This window comes from Escherichia sp. B1147, from assembly GCF_001660175.1.
Taxonomy (GTDB): Bacteria; Pseudomonadota; Gammaproteobacteria; order Enterobacterales; family Enterobacteriaceae; genus Escherichia; species Escherichia whittamii.
Genome location: NZ_LFHY01000002.1, coordinates 1 through 16993, shown reverse-complemented (window position 1 = coordinate 16993; position 16993 = coordinate 1). Strand labels below are relative to the sequence as shown.

General features: G+C 51.8%; 18 protein-coding genes. 9 read left to right on the top strand and 9 right to left on the bottom strand.

The genetic code is table 11. The features are described from left to right. Positions 1–5 precede the first annotated feature (5 nt). The 5 genes from dnaE (at position 6) to tilS (ending at position 6988) form a co-directional block, all read left to right on the top strand. Positions 6–3488, top strand: a complete 3483-nt coding sequence (gene dnaE, locus A9180_RS00330) for a DNA polymerase III subunit alpha (protein WP_064524982.1) — start codon at positions 6–8, stop codon at positions 3486–3488. 12 nt (positions 3489–3500) lie between these two features. Then, positions 3501–4460: an acetyl-CoA carboxylase carboxyl transferase subunit alpha gene (gene accA / locus A9180_RS00325; RefSeq protein WP_064524979.1), complete on the top strand. Its 960-nt coding sequence runs from the start codon at positions 3501–3503 to the stop codon at positions 4458–4460. Positions 4461–4682: 222 nt separating this feature from the next. Then, the gene (locus A9180_RS00320; RefSeq protein ID WP_064524978.1) at positions 4683–4937 is read left to right on the top strand and encodes a DUF4282 domain-containing protein; all 255 of its coding nucleotides are present in this window, start codon (positions 4683–4685) and stop codon (positions 4935–4937) included. A 301-nt stretch (positions 4938–5238) separates the two neighbouring features. Further along, the gene (locus A9180_RS00315) at positions 5239–5628 is read left to right on the top strand and encodes a VOC family protein (protein WP_064524975.1); all 390 of its coding nucleotides are present in this window, start codon (positions 5239–5241) and stop codon (positions 5626–5628) included. 64 nt (positions 5629–5692) lie between these two features. Then, positions 5693–6988 carry a tRNA lysidine(34) synthetase TilS gene (tilS, locus tag A9180_RS00310; RefSeq protein ID WP_064524971.1) on the top strand — a complete coding sequence of 432 codons (1296 nt, stop codon included), beginning with the start codon at positions 5693–5695 and terminating at the stop codon, positions 6986–6988. Between the two features lie 52 nt (positions 6989–7040). Here tilS and rof read toward each other — a convergent pair whose 3' ends face one another. Beyond that, positions 7041–7301, bottom strand: coding sequence for a Rho-binding antiterminator (gene rof, locus A9180_RS00305; protein WP_064524969.1), 261 nt, complete (start codon positions 7299–7301; stop codon positions 7041–7043). Further along, a complete protein-coding gene (locus A9180_RS00300) occupies positions 7288–7488 on the bottom strand; it encodes a YaeP family protein (protein ID WP_000417058.1) in 201 nt (66 codons plus the stop codon). The genes rof and A9180_RS00300 overlap by 14 nt, the downstream gene beginning before the upstream one ends. Positions 7489–7653: 165 nt before the next feature. On the opposite strand from A9180_RS00300, the gene A9180_RS00295 reads away from it, so the two are divergent. From A9180_RS00295 to nlpE, 3 genes are read left to right on the top strand one after another with little or no spacing between them, the layout of a single operon-like run. Beyond that, a complete protein-coding gene (locus A9180_RS00295) occupies positions 7654–8199 on the top strand; it encodes a YaeQ family protein (RefSeq protein WP_064524966.1) in 546 nt (181 codons plus the stop codon). Beyond that, positions 8196–8618 carry an alternative ribosome rescue aminoacyl-tRNA hydrolase ArfB gene (gene arfB / locus A9180_RS00290; protein WP_064524963.1) on the top strand — a complete coding sequence of 141 codons (423 nt, stop codon included), beginning with the start codon at positions 8196–8198 and terminating at the stop codon, positions 8616–8618. Before A9180_RS00295 ends, arfB begins: the two co-directional genes overlap by 4 nt. Positions 8619–8631: 13 nt before the next feature. Further along, positions 8632–9342 (top strand): envelope stress response activation lipoprotein NlpE, encoded by a 711-nt coding sequence (gene nlpE, locus A9180_RS00285; RefSeq protein ID WP_064524961.1) that lies wholly within the window; start codon positions 8632–8634, stop codon positions 9340–9342. Between the two features lie 155 nt (positions 9343–9497). Here nlpE and A9180_RS00280 read toward each other — a convergent pair whose 3' ends face one another. The 7 genes from A9180_RS00280 to metN all read right to left on the bottom strand — a co-directional run bounded on the left by A9180_RS00280 (position 9498) and on the right by metN (position 15961). After that, entirely contained in the window at positions 9498–10322 is an 825-nt protein-coding gene (locus A9180_RS00280) for a YaeF family permuted papain-like enzyme (RefSeq protein WP_064524958.1), read from the bottom strand. Positions 10323–10373: 51 nt separating this feature from the next. Next, positions 10374–12092, bottom strand: coding sequence for a proline--tRNA ligase (gene proS, locus A9180_RS00275; RefSeq protein WP_064524955.1), 1719 nt, complete (start codon positions 12090–12092; stop codon positions 10374–10376). 110 nt (positions 12093–12202) lie between these two features. Continuing rightward, on the bottom strand, positions 12203–12910 hold the full coding sequence (gene tsaA, locus A9180_RS00270; protein WP_064524952.1) for a tRNA (N6-threonylcarbamoyladenosine(37)-N6)-methyltransferase TrmO: 708 nt from the start codon (positions 12908–12910) through the stop codon (positions 12203–12205). Beyond that, positions 12907–13311 (bottom strand): Rcs stress response system protein RcsF, encoded by a 405-nt coding sequence (gene rcsF, locus A9180_RS00265; protein ID WP_001202329.1) that lies wholly within the window; start codon positions 13309–13311, stop codon positions 12907–12909. Before rcsF ends, tsaA begins: the two co-directional genes overlap by 4 nt. Positions 13312–13428: 117 nt before the next feature. Then, a complete protein-coding gene (gene metQ / locus A9180_RS00260; protein WP_064524949.1) occupies positions 13429–14244 on the bottom strand; it encodes a methionine ABC transporter substrate-binding lipoprotein MetQ in 816 nt (271 codons plus the stop codon). 39 nt (positions 14245–14283) lie between these two features. Next, on the bottom strand, positions 14284–14937 hold the full coding sequence (locus A9180_RS00255) for a methionine ABC transporter permease MetI (RefSeq protein ID WP_001294600.1): 654 nt from the start codon (positions 14935–14937) through the stop codon (positions 14284–14286). After that, the gene (metN, locus tag A9180_RS00250; protein WP_064524945.1) at positions 14930–15961 is read right to left on the bottom strand and encodes a methionine ABC transporter ATP-binding protein MetN; all 1032 of its coding nucleotides are present in this window, start codon (positions 15959–15961) and stop codon (positions 14930–14932) included. Before metN ends, A9180_RS00255 begins: the two co-directional genes overlap by 8 nt. A 187-nt stretch (positions 15962–16148) precedes the next feature. On the opposite strand from metN, the gene gmhB reads away from it, so the two are divergent. After that, complete coding sequence (gmhB, locus tag A9180_RS00245) at positions 16149–16721, top strand: D-glycero-beta-D-manno-heptose 1,7-bisphosphate 7-phosphatase (protein WP_064524942.1); 573 nt, start codon at positions 16149–16151, stop codon at positions 16719–16721. The last annotated feature ends 272 nt before the right edge of the window (positions 16722–16993 follow it).

Genomic DNA, 16993 nt, shown 5'->3' with positions numbered 1-16993 from the left:
TGAAGATGTCTGAACCACGTTTCGTACACCTGCGGGTGCACAGCGACTACTCGATGATCGATGGCCTGGCCAAAACCGCGCCGCTGGTAAAAAAGGCGGCGGCGTTGGGTATGCCTGCACTGGCGATCACCGATTTCACCAACCTTTGCGGTCTGGTGAAGTTCTACGGAGCGGGACATGGCGCAGGGATTAAGCCCATCGTCGGGGCGGATTTTAATGTCCAGAGCGAACTGCTGGGGGATGAATTAACCCACCTGACGGTACTGGCGGCGAACAATACCGGCTATCAGAATCTGACGTTGCTGATCTCAAAAGCGTATCAGCGCGGTTACGGTGCTGCCGGGCCGATCATCGATCGCAACTGGCTTATCGAATTAAACGAAGGGCTGATCCTCCTTTCCGGCGGGCGCATGGGCGACGTTGGGCGCAGCCTTTTGCGTGGTAACGGCGCACTGGTGGACGAGTGCGTAGCGTTTTATGAAGAGCACTTCCCGGATCGCTATTTCCTCGAACTGATCCGCACCGGTAGACCGGACGAAGAAAGCTATCTGCACGCGGCGGTGGAACTGGCGGAAGCACGCGGTTTGCCCGTCGTGGCGACCAACGACGTGCGCTTTATCGACAGTAGCGACTTTGACGCGCATGAAATCCGCGTCGCCATTCATGATGGCTTTACTCTCGACGATCCCAAACGCCCGCGTAACTATTCGCCGCAGCAATATATGCGTAGCGAAGAGGAGATGTGCGAGCTGTTTGCCGACATCCCGGAAGCCCTTGCCAACACCGTTGAGATCGCCAAACGTTGTAACGTGACTGTGCGTCTGGGTGAATACTTCCTGCCGCAGTTCCCTACCGGGGATATGAGTACCGAAGATTATCTGGTCAAGCGGGCGAAAGAGGGGCTGGAAGAGCGTCTGGCATTTTTATTCCCTGACGAGGAAGAACGTCTCAAGCGCCGCCCGGAATATGATGAACGTCTGGAGACTGAACTTCAGGTTATCAACCAGATGGGCTTCCCCGGCTACTTCCTTATCGTTATGGAGTTTATTCAGTGGTCGAAGGATAACGGCGTACCGGTAGGGCCAGGCCGTGGTTCCGGTGCGGGGTCACTGGTGGCCTACGCGCTGAAAATCACTGACCTCGATCCGCTGGAGTTTGACCTGCTGTTCGAACGCTTCCTTAACCCGGAACGTGTCTCTATGCCTGACTTCGACGTCGACTTCTGCATGGAGAAACGCGACCAGGTTATCGAACACGTGGCGGACATGTACGGTCGCGATGCGGTATCGCAGATCATCACCTTCGGTACGATGGCAGCGAAAGCGGTGATCCGCGACGTAGGCCGCGTGCTGGGGCATCCGTACGGCTTTGTCGACCGTATCTCGAAATTGATCCCGCCCGATCCGGGAATGACGCTGGCGAAAGCGTTTGAAGCAGAGCCGCAGCTGCCGGAGATCTACGAAGCGGACGAAGAAGTTAAGGCGCTGATCGACATGGCGCGCAAACTGGAAGGGGTCACCCGTAACGCCGGTAAACACGCCGGTGGGGTGGTTATCGCGCCGACTAAAATTACCGATTTTGCGCCGCTTTATTGCGATGAAGAGGGCAAACATCCGGTCACCCAGTTTGATAAAAGCGACGTTGAATACGCCGGGCTGGTGAAGTTCGACTTCCTTGGCCTGCGTACGCTCACCATCATCAACTGGGCGCTGGAGATGATCAACAAGCGGCGAGCAAAGAATGGCGAGCCGCCACTGGATATCGCCGCGATCCCGCTGGATGACAAGAAAAGTTTCGACATGCTGCAACGCTCGGAAACCACGGCGGTATTCCAGCTTGAATCGCGCGGCATGAAAGACCTGATCAAGCGTCTGCAACCTGACTGCTTCGAAGATATGATAGCCCTGGTGGCGCTGTTCCGCCCGGGGCCGCTGCAATCGGGGATGGTGGATAACTTTATCGACCGCAAACATGGCCGTGAAGAGATCTCCTACCCGGACGTGCAGTGGCAGCATGAAAGCCTGAAACCGGTGCTGGAGCCGACTTACGGCATTATCCTGTATCAGGAACAGGTCATGCAGATTGCCCAGGTGCTTTCTGGTTATACCCTCGGCGGTGCGGATATGTTGCGTCGTGCGATGGGTAAGAAAAAGCCGGAAGAGATGGCCAAGCAGCGTTCGGTGTTTGCCGAAGGTGCAGAAAAAAACGGGATCAACGCCGAACTGGCGATGAAAATCTTCGACCTGGTGGAGAAGTTCGCCGGTTATGGATTTAACAAATCGCACTCCGCGGCCTATGCTTTGGTGTCATATCAAACGTTGTGGCTGAAAGCACACTATCCGGCAGAGTTTATGGCGGCCGTAATGACCGCCGATATGGATAATACCGAGAAGGTGGTTGGCCTGGTGGATGAGTGCTGGCGGATGGGGCTGAAAATCCTGCCGCCAGATATAAACTCCGGCCTTTATCATTTCCATGTCAACGATGACGGCGAAATCGTGTATGGTATTGGCGCTATCAAAGGGGTAGGGGAAGGTCCGATTGAGGCCATCATCGAAGCCCGTAATAAAGGCGGCTACTTCCGCGAACTGTTTGATCTCTGCGCCCGTACCGACACCAAAAAGTTAAACCGGCGAGTGCTGGAAAAACTGATCATGTCCGGGGCGTTTGACCGTCTTGGGCCACACCGCGCGGCGCTGATGAACTCGCTGGGCGATGCGTTAAAAGCGGCTGATCAACACGCGAAAGCAGAAGCCATCGGTCAGGCCGATATGTTCGGCGTGCTGGCCGAAGAGCCTGAGCAAATTGAACAATCCTACGCCAGCTGCCAGCCGTGGCCGGAGCAGGTGGTGTTAGATGGGGAGCGCGAAACGTTAGGTCTGTACCTGACGGGACACCCTATCAACCAGTATTTAAAAGAGATTGAGCGTTATGTCGGAGGCGTAAGGCTGAAAGACATGCACCCGACAGAACGTGGTAAAGTCACCACGGCTGCGGGGCTCGTTGTTGCTGCGCGGGTTATGGTCACCAAGCGCGGCAATCGTATCGGTATCTGCACGCTGGATGACCGTTCCGGGCGTCTGGAAGTCATGTTGTTTACTGACGCCCTGGATAAATACCAGCAATTGCTGGAAAAAGACCGCATACTTATCGTCAGCGGACAGGTCAGCTTTGATGACTTCAGCGGTGGGCTTAAAATGACCGCTCGCGAAGTGATGGATATTGACGAAGCTCGGGAAAAATATGCTCGCGGGCTTGCTATCTCGCTGACGGACAGGCAAATTGATGACCAGCTTTTAAACCGACTCCGTCAGTCTCTGGAACCCCACCGCTCTGGGACAATTCCAGTACATCTCTACTATCAGAGGGCGGATGCACGCGCGCGGTTGCGTTTTGGCGCGACGTGGCGTGTCTCTCCGAGCGATCGTTTACTAAACGATCTCCGTGGCCTCATTGGTTCGGAGCAGGTGGAACTGGAGTTTGACTAATACAGGAATACTATGAGTCTGAATTTCCTTGATTTTGAACAGCCGATTGCAGAGCTGGAAGCGAAAATCGATTCTCTGACTGCGGTTAGCCGCCAGGATGAGAAACTGGATATTAACATCGATGAAGAAGTGCATCGTCTGCGTGAAAAAAGCGTAGAACTGACGCGTAAAATCTTCGCCGATCTCGGTGCATGGCAGATTGCGCAACTGGCACGCCATCCACAGCGCCCTTATACCCTGGATTACGTTCGCCTGGCATTTGATGAATTTGACGAACTGGCTGGCGACCGCGCGTATGCAGACGATAAAGCTATCGTCGGTGGTATCGCCCGTCTCGATGGTCGTCCGGTGATGATCATTGGTCATCAAAAAGGTCGTGAAACCAAAGAAAAAATTCGCCGTAACTTTGGTATGCCAGCGCCAGAAGGTTACCGCAAAGCACTGCGTCTGATGCAAATGGCTGAACGCTTTAAGATGCCTATCATCACCTTTATCGATACTCCTGGGGCTTATCCGGGCGTGGGCGCAGAAGAACGCGGTCAGTCTGAAGCCATCGCGCGCAACCTGCGTGAAATGTCTCGCCTTAGCGTACCGACTATTTGTACCGTTATCGGTGAAGGTGGTTCTGGTGGTGCACTGGCGATTGGCGTGGGCGATAAAGTGAATATGCTGCAGTACAGCACTTATTCCGTTATCTCGCCGGAAGGTTGTGCGTCCATTCTGTGGAAGAGCGCCGATAAAGCGCCGCTGGCGGCTGAAGCGATGGGTATCATCGCTCCGCGTCTGAAAGAACTGAAACTGATTGACTCCATTATCCCGGAACCGCTGGGCGGCGCTCACCGTAATCCGGAAGCGATGGCTGCGTCTCTGAAAGCACAGCTGCTGGCGGATCTGGCCGATCTTGACGTGTTAAGCCCTGAAGATTTAAAAAATCGTCGTTATCAGCGCCTGATGAGCTACGGTTACGCGTAATCAGCAAATGTTCTGAAAAGGGTCACTTCGGTGGCCTTTTTTTATATGTAGTTTATTTAGTCATATTATAAATACATTTAGATAATCTTACTTTCATTTTCCCCAGCCCAAAAATTCTTGAACTCATGTTGATAACTCCGATTTCGGAGGCATATACCAATATACACAGTGGTTAAAAATAATATAAATTTATCAGGCTCATAGAATTTTTAAGGATAAAATATGAAAGCACTTTTAGGATTTGATCGTCTTCTTATGCCGCATGTGCTGGTGTTTTTTTACTGGCTGGCTATGGTGCTGACACTGATAGGCGGTGTCTTCTCCATATTTAGCGGAAACATTATCTTAGGGTTAGCTTATACCGTCATTGGTCTTATAAGCTGTCGTATGACTTTCGAATTAATTATGATAGCGTTTAAGAATAACGAATATTTGCGCCGCATTGCCGAGAGTGTTAGCAAGAATAGCGTAGAGTAATCCCCCACAAAGCGCCTCACCAAACCGCATCTCAACCACTATTACAGGCGTTTGAGATGTTGTTTTAAAATCAGAGTATACTCTAAATAATTCGAGTTGCAGGACAAAACGGCAGGGGCGTTTTGAACAACGCTTGCGTTGGCCCTGAAAGGGCGAGGCCTCAGGCCGAGTAACCCGCAGACGCAGCACATGCAGCTTGAAGTATGACGAGTATAAATGTCTGATTCATCTTTCCTGTAATTTGTGCGTATTATCAATATATAGCGATGCACGTGCGGATCATATCAATGCAGGAGATTCTATGTTGGGTTTAAAACAGGTTCACCATATTGCGATTATTGCGACGGATTATGCGGTGAGCAAAGCGTTTTACTGCGACATCCTCGGCTTCACGCTGCAAAGCGAAGTCTATCGCGAAGAGCGAGATTCGTGGAAAGGGGATTTGGCACTTAACGGGCAGTACGTGATTGAGCTTTTCTCATTTCCGTTCCCGCCGGAACGACCCAGCCGACCGGAAGCTTGTGGCCTGCGCCATCTGGCTTTTAGCGTTGATGATATCGATACGGCAGTGGCGCACCTGAAAAGCAACAACGTGAAATGTGAAGCCATACGTGTCGATCCATACACGCAAAAACGCTTCACGTTCTTTAACGATCCGGATGGGCTGCCGCTGGAACTGTATGAGCAGTAAGGCTTACCATTACCGCATTTGCCCGGTAACGTGCCGGGCATCTCTACTGTAAAATCGCGCTATCATGACACTCACACTGAATACTCAACTTCTCACCTCACGCCAGATTCTGGTGGCCTTTAGCGGCGGGCTTGACTCCACCGTTTTGCTGCATCAACTGGTGCAGTGGCGGGCTGAAAATCCGGACGCCACTTTGCGCGCTATCCATGTGCATCACGGTTTAAGTGCCAATGCTGATGCCTGGGTGAAACATTGTGAAAATATCTGTCAGCAGTGGCAGGTGCCGCTGGTGGTTGAGCGTGTGCAGCTTGCGCAAGAGGGGTTAGGCATTGAGGCCCAGGCGCGGCAGGCGCGTTATCAGGCATTTGCCCGCACCTTGTTGCCCGGTGAAGTACTGGTCACTGCGCAACATCTCAACGATCAATGTGAAACTTTTCTGCTGGCGCTAAAGCGCGGTAGCGGCCCTGCCGGGCTTTCGGCTATGGGGGAAGACTCGAAATTTTCCGGAACGCGGCTTATCCGCCCGTTGCTCGCCCGCACGCGGGTAGAACTGGTGCAATGGGCGCGTGAGCATGATTTACGCTGGATTGAAGACGAAAGTAACCAGGATGATAGCTATGATCGCAACTTCCTGCGCCTGCGCGTAGTGCCGCTATTGCAGCAGCGTTGGCCACATTTTGCCGAAGCGACGGCCCGTAGCGCCGCACTTTGCGCCGAACAAGAGTGCCTGCTGGATGAACTGCTGGCGGATGATTTAACGCACTGTCAAACGCAACAGGGAACGTTAAAGATTGCGCCAATGGTGGCAATGAGTGACTCCCGTCGTGCGGCTATTATCCGCCGCTGGCTGGCAGGGCTGAATGCACCAATGCCTTCCCGCGACGCGCTGGTGCGGATCTGGCAGGAAGTGGCGCTGGCGCGGGAAGACGCTTCTCCTTGCTTGCGATTTGGCGCGTTTGAAATCCGCCGCTATCAGTCGCAACTGTGGTGGATTAAATCTGTCACAGGGCAAAGCGAAACCATCGTGCCGTGGCAGGCGTGGCAACAGCCATTGGAATTACCTGCGGGGCTGGGTAGCGTGCAGCTTACTGCGGGCGGGGAAATTCGCCCGCCACGTGCAGACGAAGCGGTCAGCGTGCGTTTTAAAGCGTCGGGATTGCTGCATATTGTCGGGCGCAATGGTGGGCGTAAGTTAAAGAAAATCTGGCAGGAACTGGGCGTGCCGCCGTGGTTGCGCGACACCACGCCGTTGCTGTTTTATGGCGAAACGCTAATTGCGGCGGCAGGGGTTTTTGTGACGCAAGAAGGTGTGGCTGAAGATGAGAACGGTGTAAGTTTTGTCTGGCAGAGAAACGTTTAGTTAAGTGAAAGCCGGATAAGACGCATCAAACGTCGCATCCGGCAAAAGTAAATCAGGACTCGCTCACCACCACCGTACCAATTTCCGGGTGGCTAAAGCTGGTAATTTTATCCAGACGTAGCTCGCGGGTTTCGCCAGCGGCCTCGACGACCAGATATTCCACATTTTTTCGAGAGACTAAATCACTGGCTTTCGCCTGCAATTTTTCGCCATCTTTCAGCTCAAGAGTCAGCAATAAATGATGCTGGCAGGCGAGCTCAAGATTATCGTAATCATCACAATTGATTGGTTGATACGTCTCATTCATTGACATAATCGCTCACCAGTAAGTTTGCAGCAGCGTATGCCGCTTTTTCCCTGACAGCTTCTGAAAGGGCGTCGTCGGCAGCCATTTCATTCAGCACTTTCAAAACGCAGCCCAGCGCGTCCGGAACGTATCCTAAGTCTCCGCTGGCGATTTCCGCGTACCGCTTGCGTATTAACTCACAATATTTTTCCACATGCCCTCCTGTCAGTACTCTGACTTAACCGTGGATGCAAGTCTAAGCCTACGAAGATAAACCCTGTTTCGCAAGGTGACTATACCACACTCATTTCTGCAATATCAGCGTCGCAACTGCACGTATTCCGTTACAATGGCCTCCTGATTCGAAAGGAGTTTTCTTATGGCGCTTAAAGCGACAATTTATAAAGCGACGGTTAATGTGGCCGATCTCGACCGTAACCAGTTTCTCGATGCATCTCTGACGCTGGCTCGCCATCCTTCAGAAACTCAGGAGCGTATGATGCTGCGCTTGCTGGCGTGGATGAAATATGCCGATGAACGTCTGCAATTTACCCGTGGTTTGTGTGCCGATGATGAGCCGGAAGCGTGGCTGCGTAACGATCACCTGGGCATTGATTTGTGGATTGAACTGGGGCTGCCGGATGAGCGACGGATTAAGAAAGCCTGCACTCAGGCCGCAGAAGTGGCTCTGTTTACCTATAATAGTCGGGCGGCGCAAATCTGGTGGCAGCAAAATCAGAGTAAATGTGCGCAGTTTGCCAATCTTTCCGTCTGGTATCTGGACGACGAGCAACTGGCAAAAGTGAGCGCCTTTGCCGATCGTACCATGACGCTGCAGGCAACGATTCAGGATGGCGTTATCTGGTTATCGGATGATAAGAATAATCTGGAAGTGAACTTAACCGGCTGGCAACAACCTTCATGATTGTGATTTCCCGACATGTTGCTATCCCCGATGGCGAGCTTGAGATCACCGCCATTCGTGCGCAGGGCGCGGGCGGGCAGCATGTCAATAAGACCTCAACGGCCATCCATCTGCGTTTTGACATTCGGGCGTCCAGCCTGCCAGATTATTACAAAGAGCGCCTGCTCGCCGCCAGCCATCATTTAATTAGCAGCGATGGAGTGATTGTCATTAAGGCGCAGGAATACCGCAGCCAGGAGCTCAACCGCGAAGCGGCGCTGGCCCGGTTGGTGGCAGTGATTAAAGAATTAACAACAGAACAAAAAGCCCGACGACCCACGCGGCCCACCCGCGCATCAAAAGAGCGCAGGCTGGCATCGAAGGCACAAAAATCAACCGTGAAGGCGATGCGCGGAAAAGTGCGCAGCGGTCGGGAGTAAAAAGAAGGAATGGATGGTGAGAAAAGCGATAGTGACAGCGATGGCTGTAATCAGCCTCTTTACTCTGATGGGATGTAACAATCGGGCCGAAGTCGATACGCTTTCTCCGGCGCAGGCCGCTGAACTGAAGCCGATGCCGCAAAGCTGGCGCGGCGTACTGCCGTGTGCCGATTGCGAAGGGATCGAAACGTCTCTGTTTCTTGAAAAAGACGGAACCTGGGTGATGAACGAACGCTATCTTGGTGCTCGTGAAGAACCTTCATCCTTTGCATCCTACGGTACATGGGCGCGAACCGCCGACAAGCTGGTATTAACCGACAGTAAAGGCGAAAAGTCATATTATCGGGCGAAAGGGGATGCGCTGGAGATGCTCGATCGCGAAGGCAGTCCGATTGAATCGCAGTTCAATTACACGCTGGAAGCGGCAAAATCGAGTATGCCAATGACGCCGATGACCCTGCGTGGCATGTATTTCTATATGGCTGATGCGGCGACTTTTACTGATTGCGCGACAGGAAAACGGTTCGTGGTAGCAAATAACGCAGAGCTGGAACGTGGTTATCTGGCTGCTCGCGGCAGCAGTGAAAAACCCATGTTATTGTCAGTAGAAGGTCACTTTACGCTGGAGGCTAACCCGGATACCGATGCGCCGACCAAAGTATTAGTCCCCGATACGGCGGGTAAATTTTATCCGAACCAGGACTGCAGTAGCCTGGGGCAGTAACCCGTCATGAGACAGAAATAAACGAAAAATTTCCTGATGCGCTACGCTTATCAGGCCTACAGAATATAGTGCAACATTTTGAATTTGCACGATTTTGTAGGTCGGATAAGGCGTTCGCGCCGCATCTGTCATTTTGTGCTCGAGACTGGCTTTTATCACCGGGTCAGCCCAACTAAGCGGCTCGCTTTAATATAAATCCCTGGCTTCAGGTGCCCAATATACTGCAACTGTGTTTCCGGCTTAAATGCAGAGACATCACCAGTACGCATATGCATCAGATCGGCAGGGCTAATCCAACCTGACTGCGCCAGCGTAAGCGGATGCCCGGCTTTGGCAAATGCATCAGTGACAAATTCCGAACAAAACCACGATTTTTTGTCCCCTTCGCCAACATTACTTAACTGCGCTTTCGCCAGGCCGCTGACGCACTGTTGGCGAAAATCTGCGGAGAACGGATTCAATGAGCACATCTGGCGGGTCACCATAAATGGAATGAATTCGACAATGCCGCGATAGTTGTACCCGCTATCTTTGATTTTGTTGGCGAACGCGGTGATATCTGTGGCTTGTTGAGGGGTAAGGTCCGGGACTCGTAAGGCGAAAAGCTTATCACTATGCTTCATCGCTTTTTTAAGGGAAACAATCTGGACGCCATCTCCTGTCGCTTCTGCAACGTTATTATCACCCAAATAGATTGCAACGTGGCTCACAGAGGAAGTGCTGAAGACGCGGATACCAAATGAGGTTACCCCAAGGCTTGAGGAGAACAGCAAATCGCCTGGTTTGAGGTCAGGCTCGGTTATTTCAATTATTGCTTGTTCGGTAAAAGAGCTTTGATGCTGGAATTTGACAGCCCATGTTTTCGCCTCGGCATCTACCACTGTGGCTGATGAATCCGGCTGGCTGATATCAACGGTACAGGCCGAAAGCAAAAGAACGCAGGGGAGAAGCAGACGGCAGTGAGCCTTTGGTTTATTCATTTTATACAATCCATGTAAAAAAGGGCCCTGAAATCAGGACCCTTTTTGGCATCAGCCTTTAATCTGTTTCACCAGATAATCGACGATGTCACCCACCTTGATTAACTGCTTCTCTCCGTTACGACGGTATTTGTATTCGATATCGTCGTTGTCGAGGTTACGGTCGCCCAACACGATAGTGTGCGGAATACCGATCAGTTCCATATCAGCAAACATCACGCCCGGACGCTCTTTACGGTCATCCAGCAGCACTTCGATACCCTGCGCACGCAGTTCGCTGTACAGTTTCTCGGCCAGCTCCTGTACGCGGAAGGATTTGTGCATATTCATTGGCAGAATCGCTACCTGGAACGGTGCGATAGCGTCAGGCCATACAATGCCGCGTTCGTCGTAGTTCTGCTCAATCGCTGCAGCCACTACGCGCGTTACCCCGATACCGTAGCAACCCATAGTCAGGATTTGGTTACGGCCATCTTCACCCTGAACAGAGGCTTTCAGTGCTTCGGAGTATTTAGTACCCAACTGGAAGATGTGACCGACTTCGATACCACGTTTGATAAGCAACGTACCCTGACCATCCGGGCTTGGATCGCCCGCGACCACGTTACGAATATCAGCAACTTCCGGGGTAGCAACATCGCGATCCCAGTTGATACCGAAGTAGTGTTTACCGTCGATGTTAGCGCCAGCAGCAAAATCACTCATCGCCGCAACGGTACGGTCAATCACCACCGGAATCGGCATGTTTACCGGACCCAGTGAACCAGGGCCTGCTTTAACGACGGCACGAATTTCTTCTTCGGTTGCGAAAGTCAGCGGGCTGGCAACCTGCGGCAGTTTTTCTGCTTTAACTTCGTTCAGCTCGTGGTCGCCACGTACCAGCAGCGCAACCAGCGGGAAGCTGCTGCCTTCAACGGCTTTAACCAGCAGAGTCTTAACCGTTTTCTCAATCGGCAGATTGAACTGTTCAACCAGTTCAGCGATAGTTTTCGCGTTCGGCGTATCGACCAGCGTCATTTCCTGAGTGGCAGCAGCGCGCGGTTCTTTCGGTGCGATAGCTTCTGCCAGTTCAATGTTTGCTGCGTAGTCTGAGGTGTCGGAGAAGACCACATCGTCCTCACCGCTCTGTGCCAGCACCTGGAATTCGTGAGAGGCGCTGCCGCCGATAGAACCGGTGTCGGCCTGTACGGCGCGGAAATCCAGTCCCATACGGCTGAAGATTTTGCTGTAGGCCGCATACATTGCATCGTAGGTTTCCTGCAGCGATTCCTGAGAAGTGTGGAAAGAGTAAGCATCTTTCATCAGGAATTCGCGGGAACGCATCACGCCGAAACGCGGACGAACTTCATCACGGAACTTGGTCTGGATCTGATAGAAGTTCAGCGGTAGCTGTTTGTAAGAACTCAGCTCGTTACGGATCAGGTCGGTAATCACTTCTTCATGAGTTGGGCCGAGTACGAACGGACGCTCGCCACGGTCAACAAAACGCAGCAGTTCCGGACCGTACTGTTCCCAACGACCACTCTCTTGCCACAAATCGGCTGGCTGAACCACCGGCATCGACACCTCGATAGCACCGGCGTTGTTCATCTCTTCACGCACGATGTTTTCGACTTTTTTCAGGACGCGCACGCCGGTCGGCAGCCAGGTGTATAACCCGGAGGCCAGCTTGCGGATCATCCCGGCGCGCAGCATCAGCTGATGGCTGATTACCTCGGCGTCGGCAGGTGTCTCCTTGAGAGTGGAGAGCAGGTATTGGCTAGTACGCATGTTGTTACGGTTCCAGTTGGAAGGTAGAACAGGCTCAAGGCGAGCCTGGGACAAAAAAAGTGATTTAGTTTACCAGTGCAAAAGAAATGTCAAAAGAGAAGGGCGTGAATTTAACGCGGTTCCAGCGCAAAGACTTCAAAACCAGCGTCTGTGACTCGCCAGCGAACGTTAAAATCATGCAGCCAGACGGCGTAGGTTTTGCCCGTTTCCTCACCTTTACGATAGGCCGGACGCGGGTCCTGCGCCAGTACTTCGCGGATAAACAGCGTTAACTGCGGATAACGCTTCTCCAGCGCCAAAAGTTGCTTTTCGACGTCTGCGGTAAAGCTCACCGCCATCTCTGCAGCTGGCGCACTTTGCGCATAGCTGGCGCTGGCATCGGGGAGCGATTCGGCAAAGGGGAGATACGGTTTGATATCCACCACCGGCGTACCATCTACCAGATCCAGACTGCCAAGTTTCAGAATCACGTTATCTTTATGGCAAACAACCTCTTTCAGCTCTACCAGCGACATACCAATCGGGTTAGGGCGGAAAGTAGAGCGTGTGGCGAAAACGCCCATTCTGGCATTACCGCCAAGACGAGGTGGACGCACAGTTGGGCGCCAGCCGCCTTCCATCGTTTGATGAAAGACGAAAAGTATCCATAAATGGCTAAATGCTTCCAGGCCGCGAACGGCGTCGGCCTGGTTGTACGGAGCAATGAGATGCAGTTCGCCGTTAGCACTTTTTACCAGACCAGGCTGGCGTGGAACGGCGAATTTTTCTTTATAGGGCGAGCGAATAACGCCTATTTGCTCGAACTGGAAACTGCTCATTTCGCCGTAATGTTAAGCGCAGAACCGATGCATACAGCCTGACGGTAGCAGCCCGGCGTACCGCTGGTGACTTCGCAGCTATGCAGTAATACCGCATTGGCTTTCATTTTAGAGGCATTGATCTGCATCCGCTTACGTGCGGTTGGGATACTTGGCGGAGAGTCCTGATTAGAGGCCTGGCAAGAGTCGCCACTGACTTCACCGAGATCGCGGAATGGTTTGCCAACTAATTCTTCTGCATTGGTATAAATACGGACCGGCGTGGCGCGCGGCGCTTTCGGTTTTGCAGGCTCCGCTTTCGGCTGGGGTGCAGTGCTTTGAACGGGTTCGACAGGGGATCTGCTTAACATGGAACAGCCGCTTAGCATGAGTGCTACTAAACAGATCGGTAAAGCACGCATAGTATTTCCTCAATGTATGATCAAAACGTCAATATTGAATCAGGCGCTTGTAAAAATGACAAGACGGGCAAGCGCCCGTCCTGAATGATATTACAAATTGTGGAAACAGCCTAAATATTACCAGCCTTTAACAGCGCCACCGTTAAACACTTTGTTTGCCGCTTCGTAGACTTCATCAGACTGATAAGCCTGGACGAATTTCTTCACGTTCTCTGCGTCTTTGTTGTCTTCACGAGTTACGATCAGGTTAACGTACGGGGAATCTTTATCTTCTACAAAGATGCCATCTTTCGCCGGAGTCAGGCCAATCTGGCTGGCATAGGTGGTGTTGATAACTGCCAGAGCGATTTGCGCGTCGTCCAGAGAACGCGGCAGCTGCGGTGCTTCCAGCTCAACAATTTTCAGATTCTTCGGGTTTTCAACAACATCAAGTACGGTTGGTAACAGACCAACACCATCTTTCAGTTTGATCAAGCCCACTTTTTGCAGCAGCAGCAGCGAACGGCCAAGGTTAGTTGGATCGTTTGGAACGGCAACCTGCGAACCATCCTGCAGTTCATCCAGAGATTTGATCTTCTTGGAGTAACCAGCAATCGGATAAACAAAAGTATTGCCTATCGCTACCAGCTTGTAGCCACGATCTTTCAGTTGCTGATCAAGATACGGTTTGTGCTGGAAGGCGTTGGCGTCGATATCGCCTTTGCTTAATGCTTCGTTCGGCAGAACGTAGTCGTTGAAGGTAACCAGCTCAACGTCCAGACCATATTTGTCTTTCGCAACTTTCTGCGCGACTTCTGCAACCTGCTGTTCGGCACCAACAATCACGCCGACTTTAATGTGGTTTGGATCTTTTTCATCCTGACCGCAGCCTACCAGTGCCAGTGATCCAATCAGGGCTCCCACTGCCGCAAATGTTTTGAATTTGAACGCCATAGCTTATTCCTTCTTCAATTATTTATGTTGTGTTGAACGTTACTTGCGAGTGACAGCCCGGACGATGCGGTCGCCTGCGAACTGAATTAAATAAACCAGAATGACCAGCAATACCAGTACCGTATTCATCACCGTCGCGTTATAGCCGATGTAGCCATACTGATAGCCAATCTGACCCAACCCACCGGCACCGACTGCGCCGCCCATCGCGGAATAACCGACCAGGGTAATCAGGGTGATTGTTGCCGCATTCACCAGACCCGGCAGCGCTTCTGGCAACAGCACTTTACGAACGATTTGCATCGGCGTGGCACCCATTGCACGGGAGGCTTCAATTAACCCGGTTGGGATCTCCAGCAGAGCGTTCTCGACCATACGGGCAATAAACGGTGCTGCACCAACGGTCAGTGGAACAATCGCTGCCTGCAAGCCAATTGATGTACCGACAATAACGCGAGTAAACGGAATCATCCATACCAGCAAGATAATGAACGGGATGGAACGGAAAATGTTCACAATCGCAGAAACGGTACGATACAGCTTTGCGTTAGCAATAATTTGCCCCGGACGCGTGACATAAAGCAGGACGCCAACCGGCAGACCAATCACAAACCCAAAAAAACCGGATACGAAGGTCATTGCCAGCGTTTCCCATACGCCACGAACCAGCAGCCACATCATCGGCTCAGACATAACCCAGTACCTCTACTTTTACATGGTGTTCTTGCAGCCAGGTAATGGCGGCTTGCGTATCTTGTTGTGTACCGTGCATTTCGGTCAGCATGATGCCGAACTTAACGCCACCGGCGTAATCCATCTGCGCGCTAATAATGTTGTTGTTGACGTTGAAACGACGCGCGGTTTCAGAAAGCAGCGGAGCATCGACCGACTGGCCGGTAAACTCCAGGCGCAGCATCGGCACGCAGTCTGCGAATGGCTCCTCTTGCAGACGTTCCTGATAATCTTCCGGGATATCCAGATGCAGAGTCGACTGAATAAATTTCTGCGCCAGCGGCGTTTTCGGATGCGAGAACACTTCACTTACCTTGTCCTGCTCGATCAGTTCACCATTACTGATGACCGCCACGCAATCACAAATACGCTTCACAACGTCCATCTCGTGGGTGATCAACAGAATAGTCAAACCCAGACGGCGGTTAATATCTTTCAACAGTTCGAGAATAGAACGCGTAGTTGCCGGGTCCAGTGCACTGGTGGCTTCATCGCACAGCAACACTTTAGGATTGCTGGCTAAGGCACGGGCAATCGCCACACGCTGTTTCTGTCCACCGGAAAGGTTCGACGGATAGCTATCATGCTTATCGCCAAGGCCAACCAATGACAACAATTCTGTTACGCGACGTTTGATCTCATCTTTCGGTGTGTTGTCCAGTTCCAGCGGCAGCGCCACGTTGCCAAAAACAGTACGCGAAGAGAGTAAGTTAAAATGCTGGAAAATCATGCCAATCTGGCGGCGTGCTTTGGTCAGCTCAGATTCTGACAGCGTGGTCAGTTCCTGGCCATCGACCAGCACGCTACCCTCGGTTGGGCGCTCCAGCAGGTTTACACAACGTATAAGCGTACTCTTACCCGCGCCTGAGGCACCGATAACGCCATAAATTTGTCCAGCTGGCACATGCAGGCTGACGTTGTTCAACGCCTGGATGGTGCGGGTGCCCTGGTGGAACACTTTGGTGATATTGGAAAGTTTTATCATTGATTATTTATTATCGTCATTAAGTTAGTCGTGGCATTTCGACTGCCTGATACGGTCAAAGCCGTCAATGAAATGGATGTTAAGGCATCCAGACGTCTAAATCAATCAGGTTTATGCGAAGAGCACTTTCTTGCAGGTCGAAACATGCGATACTAACGTCACATGCCTTATTAAGGAGCTATAAAAGGTGGCGAAGAGCGTACCCGCAATTTTTCTTGATCGTGACGGCACTATTAATGTCGATCACGGCTATGTTCATGAGATCGATAACTTTGAATTTATCGACGGCGTCATTGACGCCATGCGAGAGCTAAAAAAAATGGGCTTTGCGCTGGTGGTGGTGACCAACCAGTCTGGCATTGCACGCGGTAAATTTACTGAAGCACAGTTTGAAACGCTGACCGAGTGGATGGACTGGTCGCTGGCGGACCGCGATGTCGATCTGGATGGCATCTATTATTGTCCGCATCATCCGCAGGGCAGTGTTGAAGAGTTTCGGCAGGTTTGCGATTGCCGTAAACCACATCCGGGGATGCTTTTGTCAGCACGCGATTATTTGCATATTGATATGGCTGCTTCTTATATGGTGGGCGATAAATTAGAAGATATGCAGGCAGCTGCTGCGGCGAACGTGGGAACAAAAGTATTGGTACGTACGGGTAAATCTATTACGCCTGAAGCAGAAAACGCAGCGGATTGGGTACTAAATAGCCTGGCAGACCTGCCGCAAGCGATAAAAAAGCAGCAAAAACCGGCGTAATGATTAAAAGGTGAGCGGTTGAAACAAAAATGCATTTTTCCGCTTGTCTTCCTGAATCGACTCCCTATAATGCGCCTCCATCGACACGGCAGATGTGAATCACTTCATACCAACTAGCCGGTTCGGTTGAAGAGAAAAATCCTGAAATTCAGGGTTGACTCTGAAAGAGGAAAGCGTAATATGCGCCACCTCGCGACAGAGCGCTAAAGCGCGTCGCAACTGCTCTTTAACAATTTATCAGACAATCTGTGTGGGCACTCGAAGATACGGAT

Bases quoted from the DNA above. Each gene is read 5' to 3' on its own strand.
- dnaE (WP_064524982.1), top strand. From the start codon at position 6: ATGTCTGAACCACGTTTCGTACACCTGCGGGTGCACAGCGACTACTCG.
- accA (WP_064524979.1), top strand. From the start codon at position 3,501: ATGAGTCTGAATTTCCTTGATTTTGAACAGCCGATTGCAGAGCTGGAA.
- A9180_RS00320 (WP_064524978.1), top strand. From the start codon at position 4,683: ATGAAAGCACTTTTAGGATTTGATCGTCTTCTTATGCCGCATGTGCTG.
- A9180_RS00315 (WP_064524975.1), top strand. From the start codon at position 5,239: ATGTTGGGTTTAAAACAGGTTCACCATATTGCGATTATTGCGACGGAT.
- tilS (WP_064524971.1), top strand. From the start codon at position 5,693: ATGACACTCACACTGAATACTCAACTTCTCACCTCACGCCAGATTCTG.
- rof (WP_064524969.1), bottom strand. From the start codon at position 7,301: ATGTCAATGAATGAGACGTATCAACCAATCAATTGTGATGATTACGAT.
- A9180_RS00295 (WP_064524966.1), top strand. From the start codon at position 7,654: ATGGCGCTTAAAGCGACAATTTATAAAGCGACGGTTAATGTGGCCGAT.
- arfB (WP_064524963.1), top strand. From the start codon at position 8,196: ATGATTGTGATTTCCCGACATGTTGCTATCCCCGATGGCGAGCTTGAG.
- nlpE (WP_064524961.1), top strand. From the start codon at position 8,632: ATGGTGAGAAAAGCGATAGTGACAGCGATGGCTGTAATCAGCCTCTTT.
- A9180_RS00280 (WP_064524958.1), bottom strand. From the start codon at position 10,322: ATGAATAAACCAAAGGCTCACTGCCGTCTGCTTCTCCCCTGCGTTCTT.
- proS (WP_064524955.1), bottom strand. From the start codon at position 12,092: ATGCGTACTAGCCAATACCTGCTCTCCACTCTCAAGGAGACACCTGCC.
- tsaA (WP_064524952.1), bottom strand. From the start codon at position 12,910: ATGAGCAGTTTCCAGTTCGAGCAAATAGGCGTTATTCGCTCGCCCTAT.
- rcsF (WP_001202329.1), bottom strand. From the start codon at position 13,311: ATGCGTGCTTTACCGATCTGTTTAGTAGCACTCATGCTAAGCGGCTGT.
- metQ (WP_064524949.1), bottom strand. From the start codon at position 14,244: ATGGCGTTCAAATTCAAAACATTTGCGGCAGTGGGAGCCCTGATTGGA.
- A9180_RS00255 (WP_001294600.1), bottom strand. From the start codon at position 14,937: ATGTCTGAGCCGATGATGTGGCTGCTGGTTCGTGGCGTATGGGAAACG.
- metN (WP_064524945.1), bottom strand. From the start codon at position 15,961: ATGATAAAACTTTCCAATATCACCAAAGTGTTCCACCAGGGCACCCGC.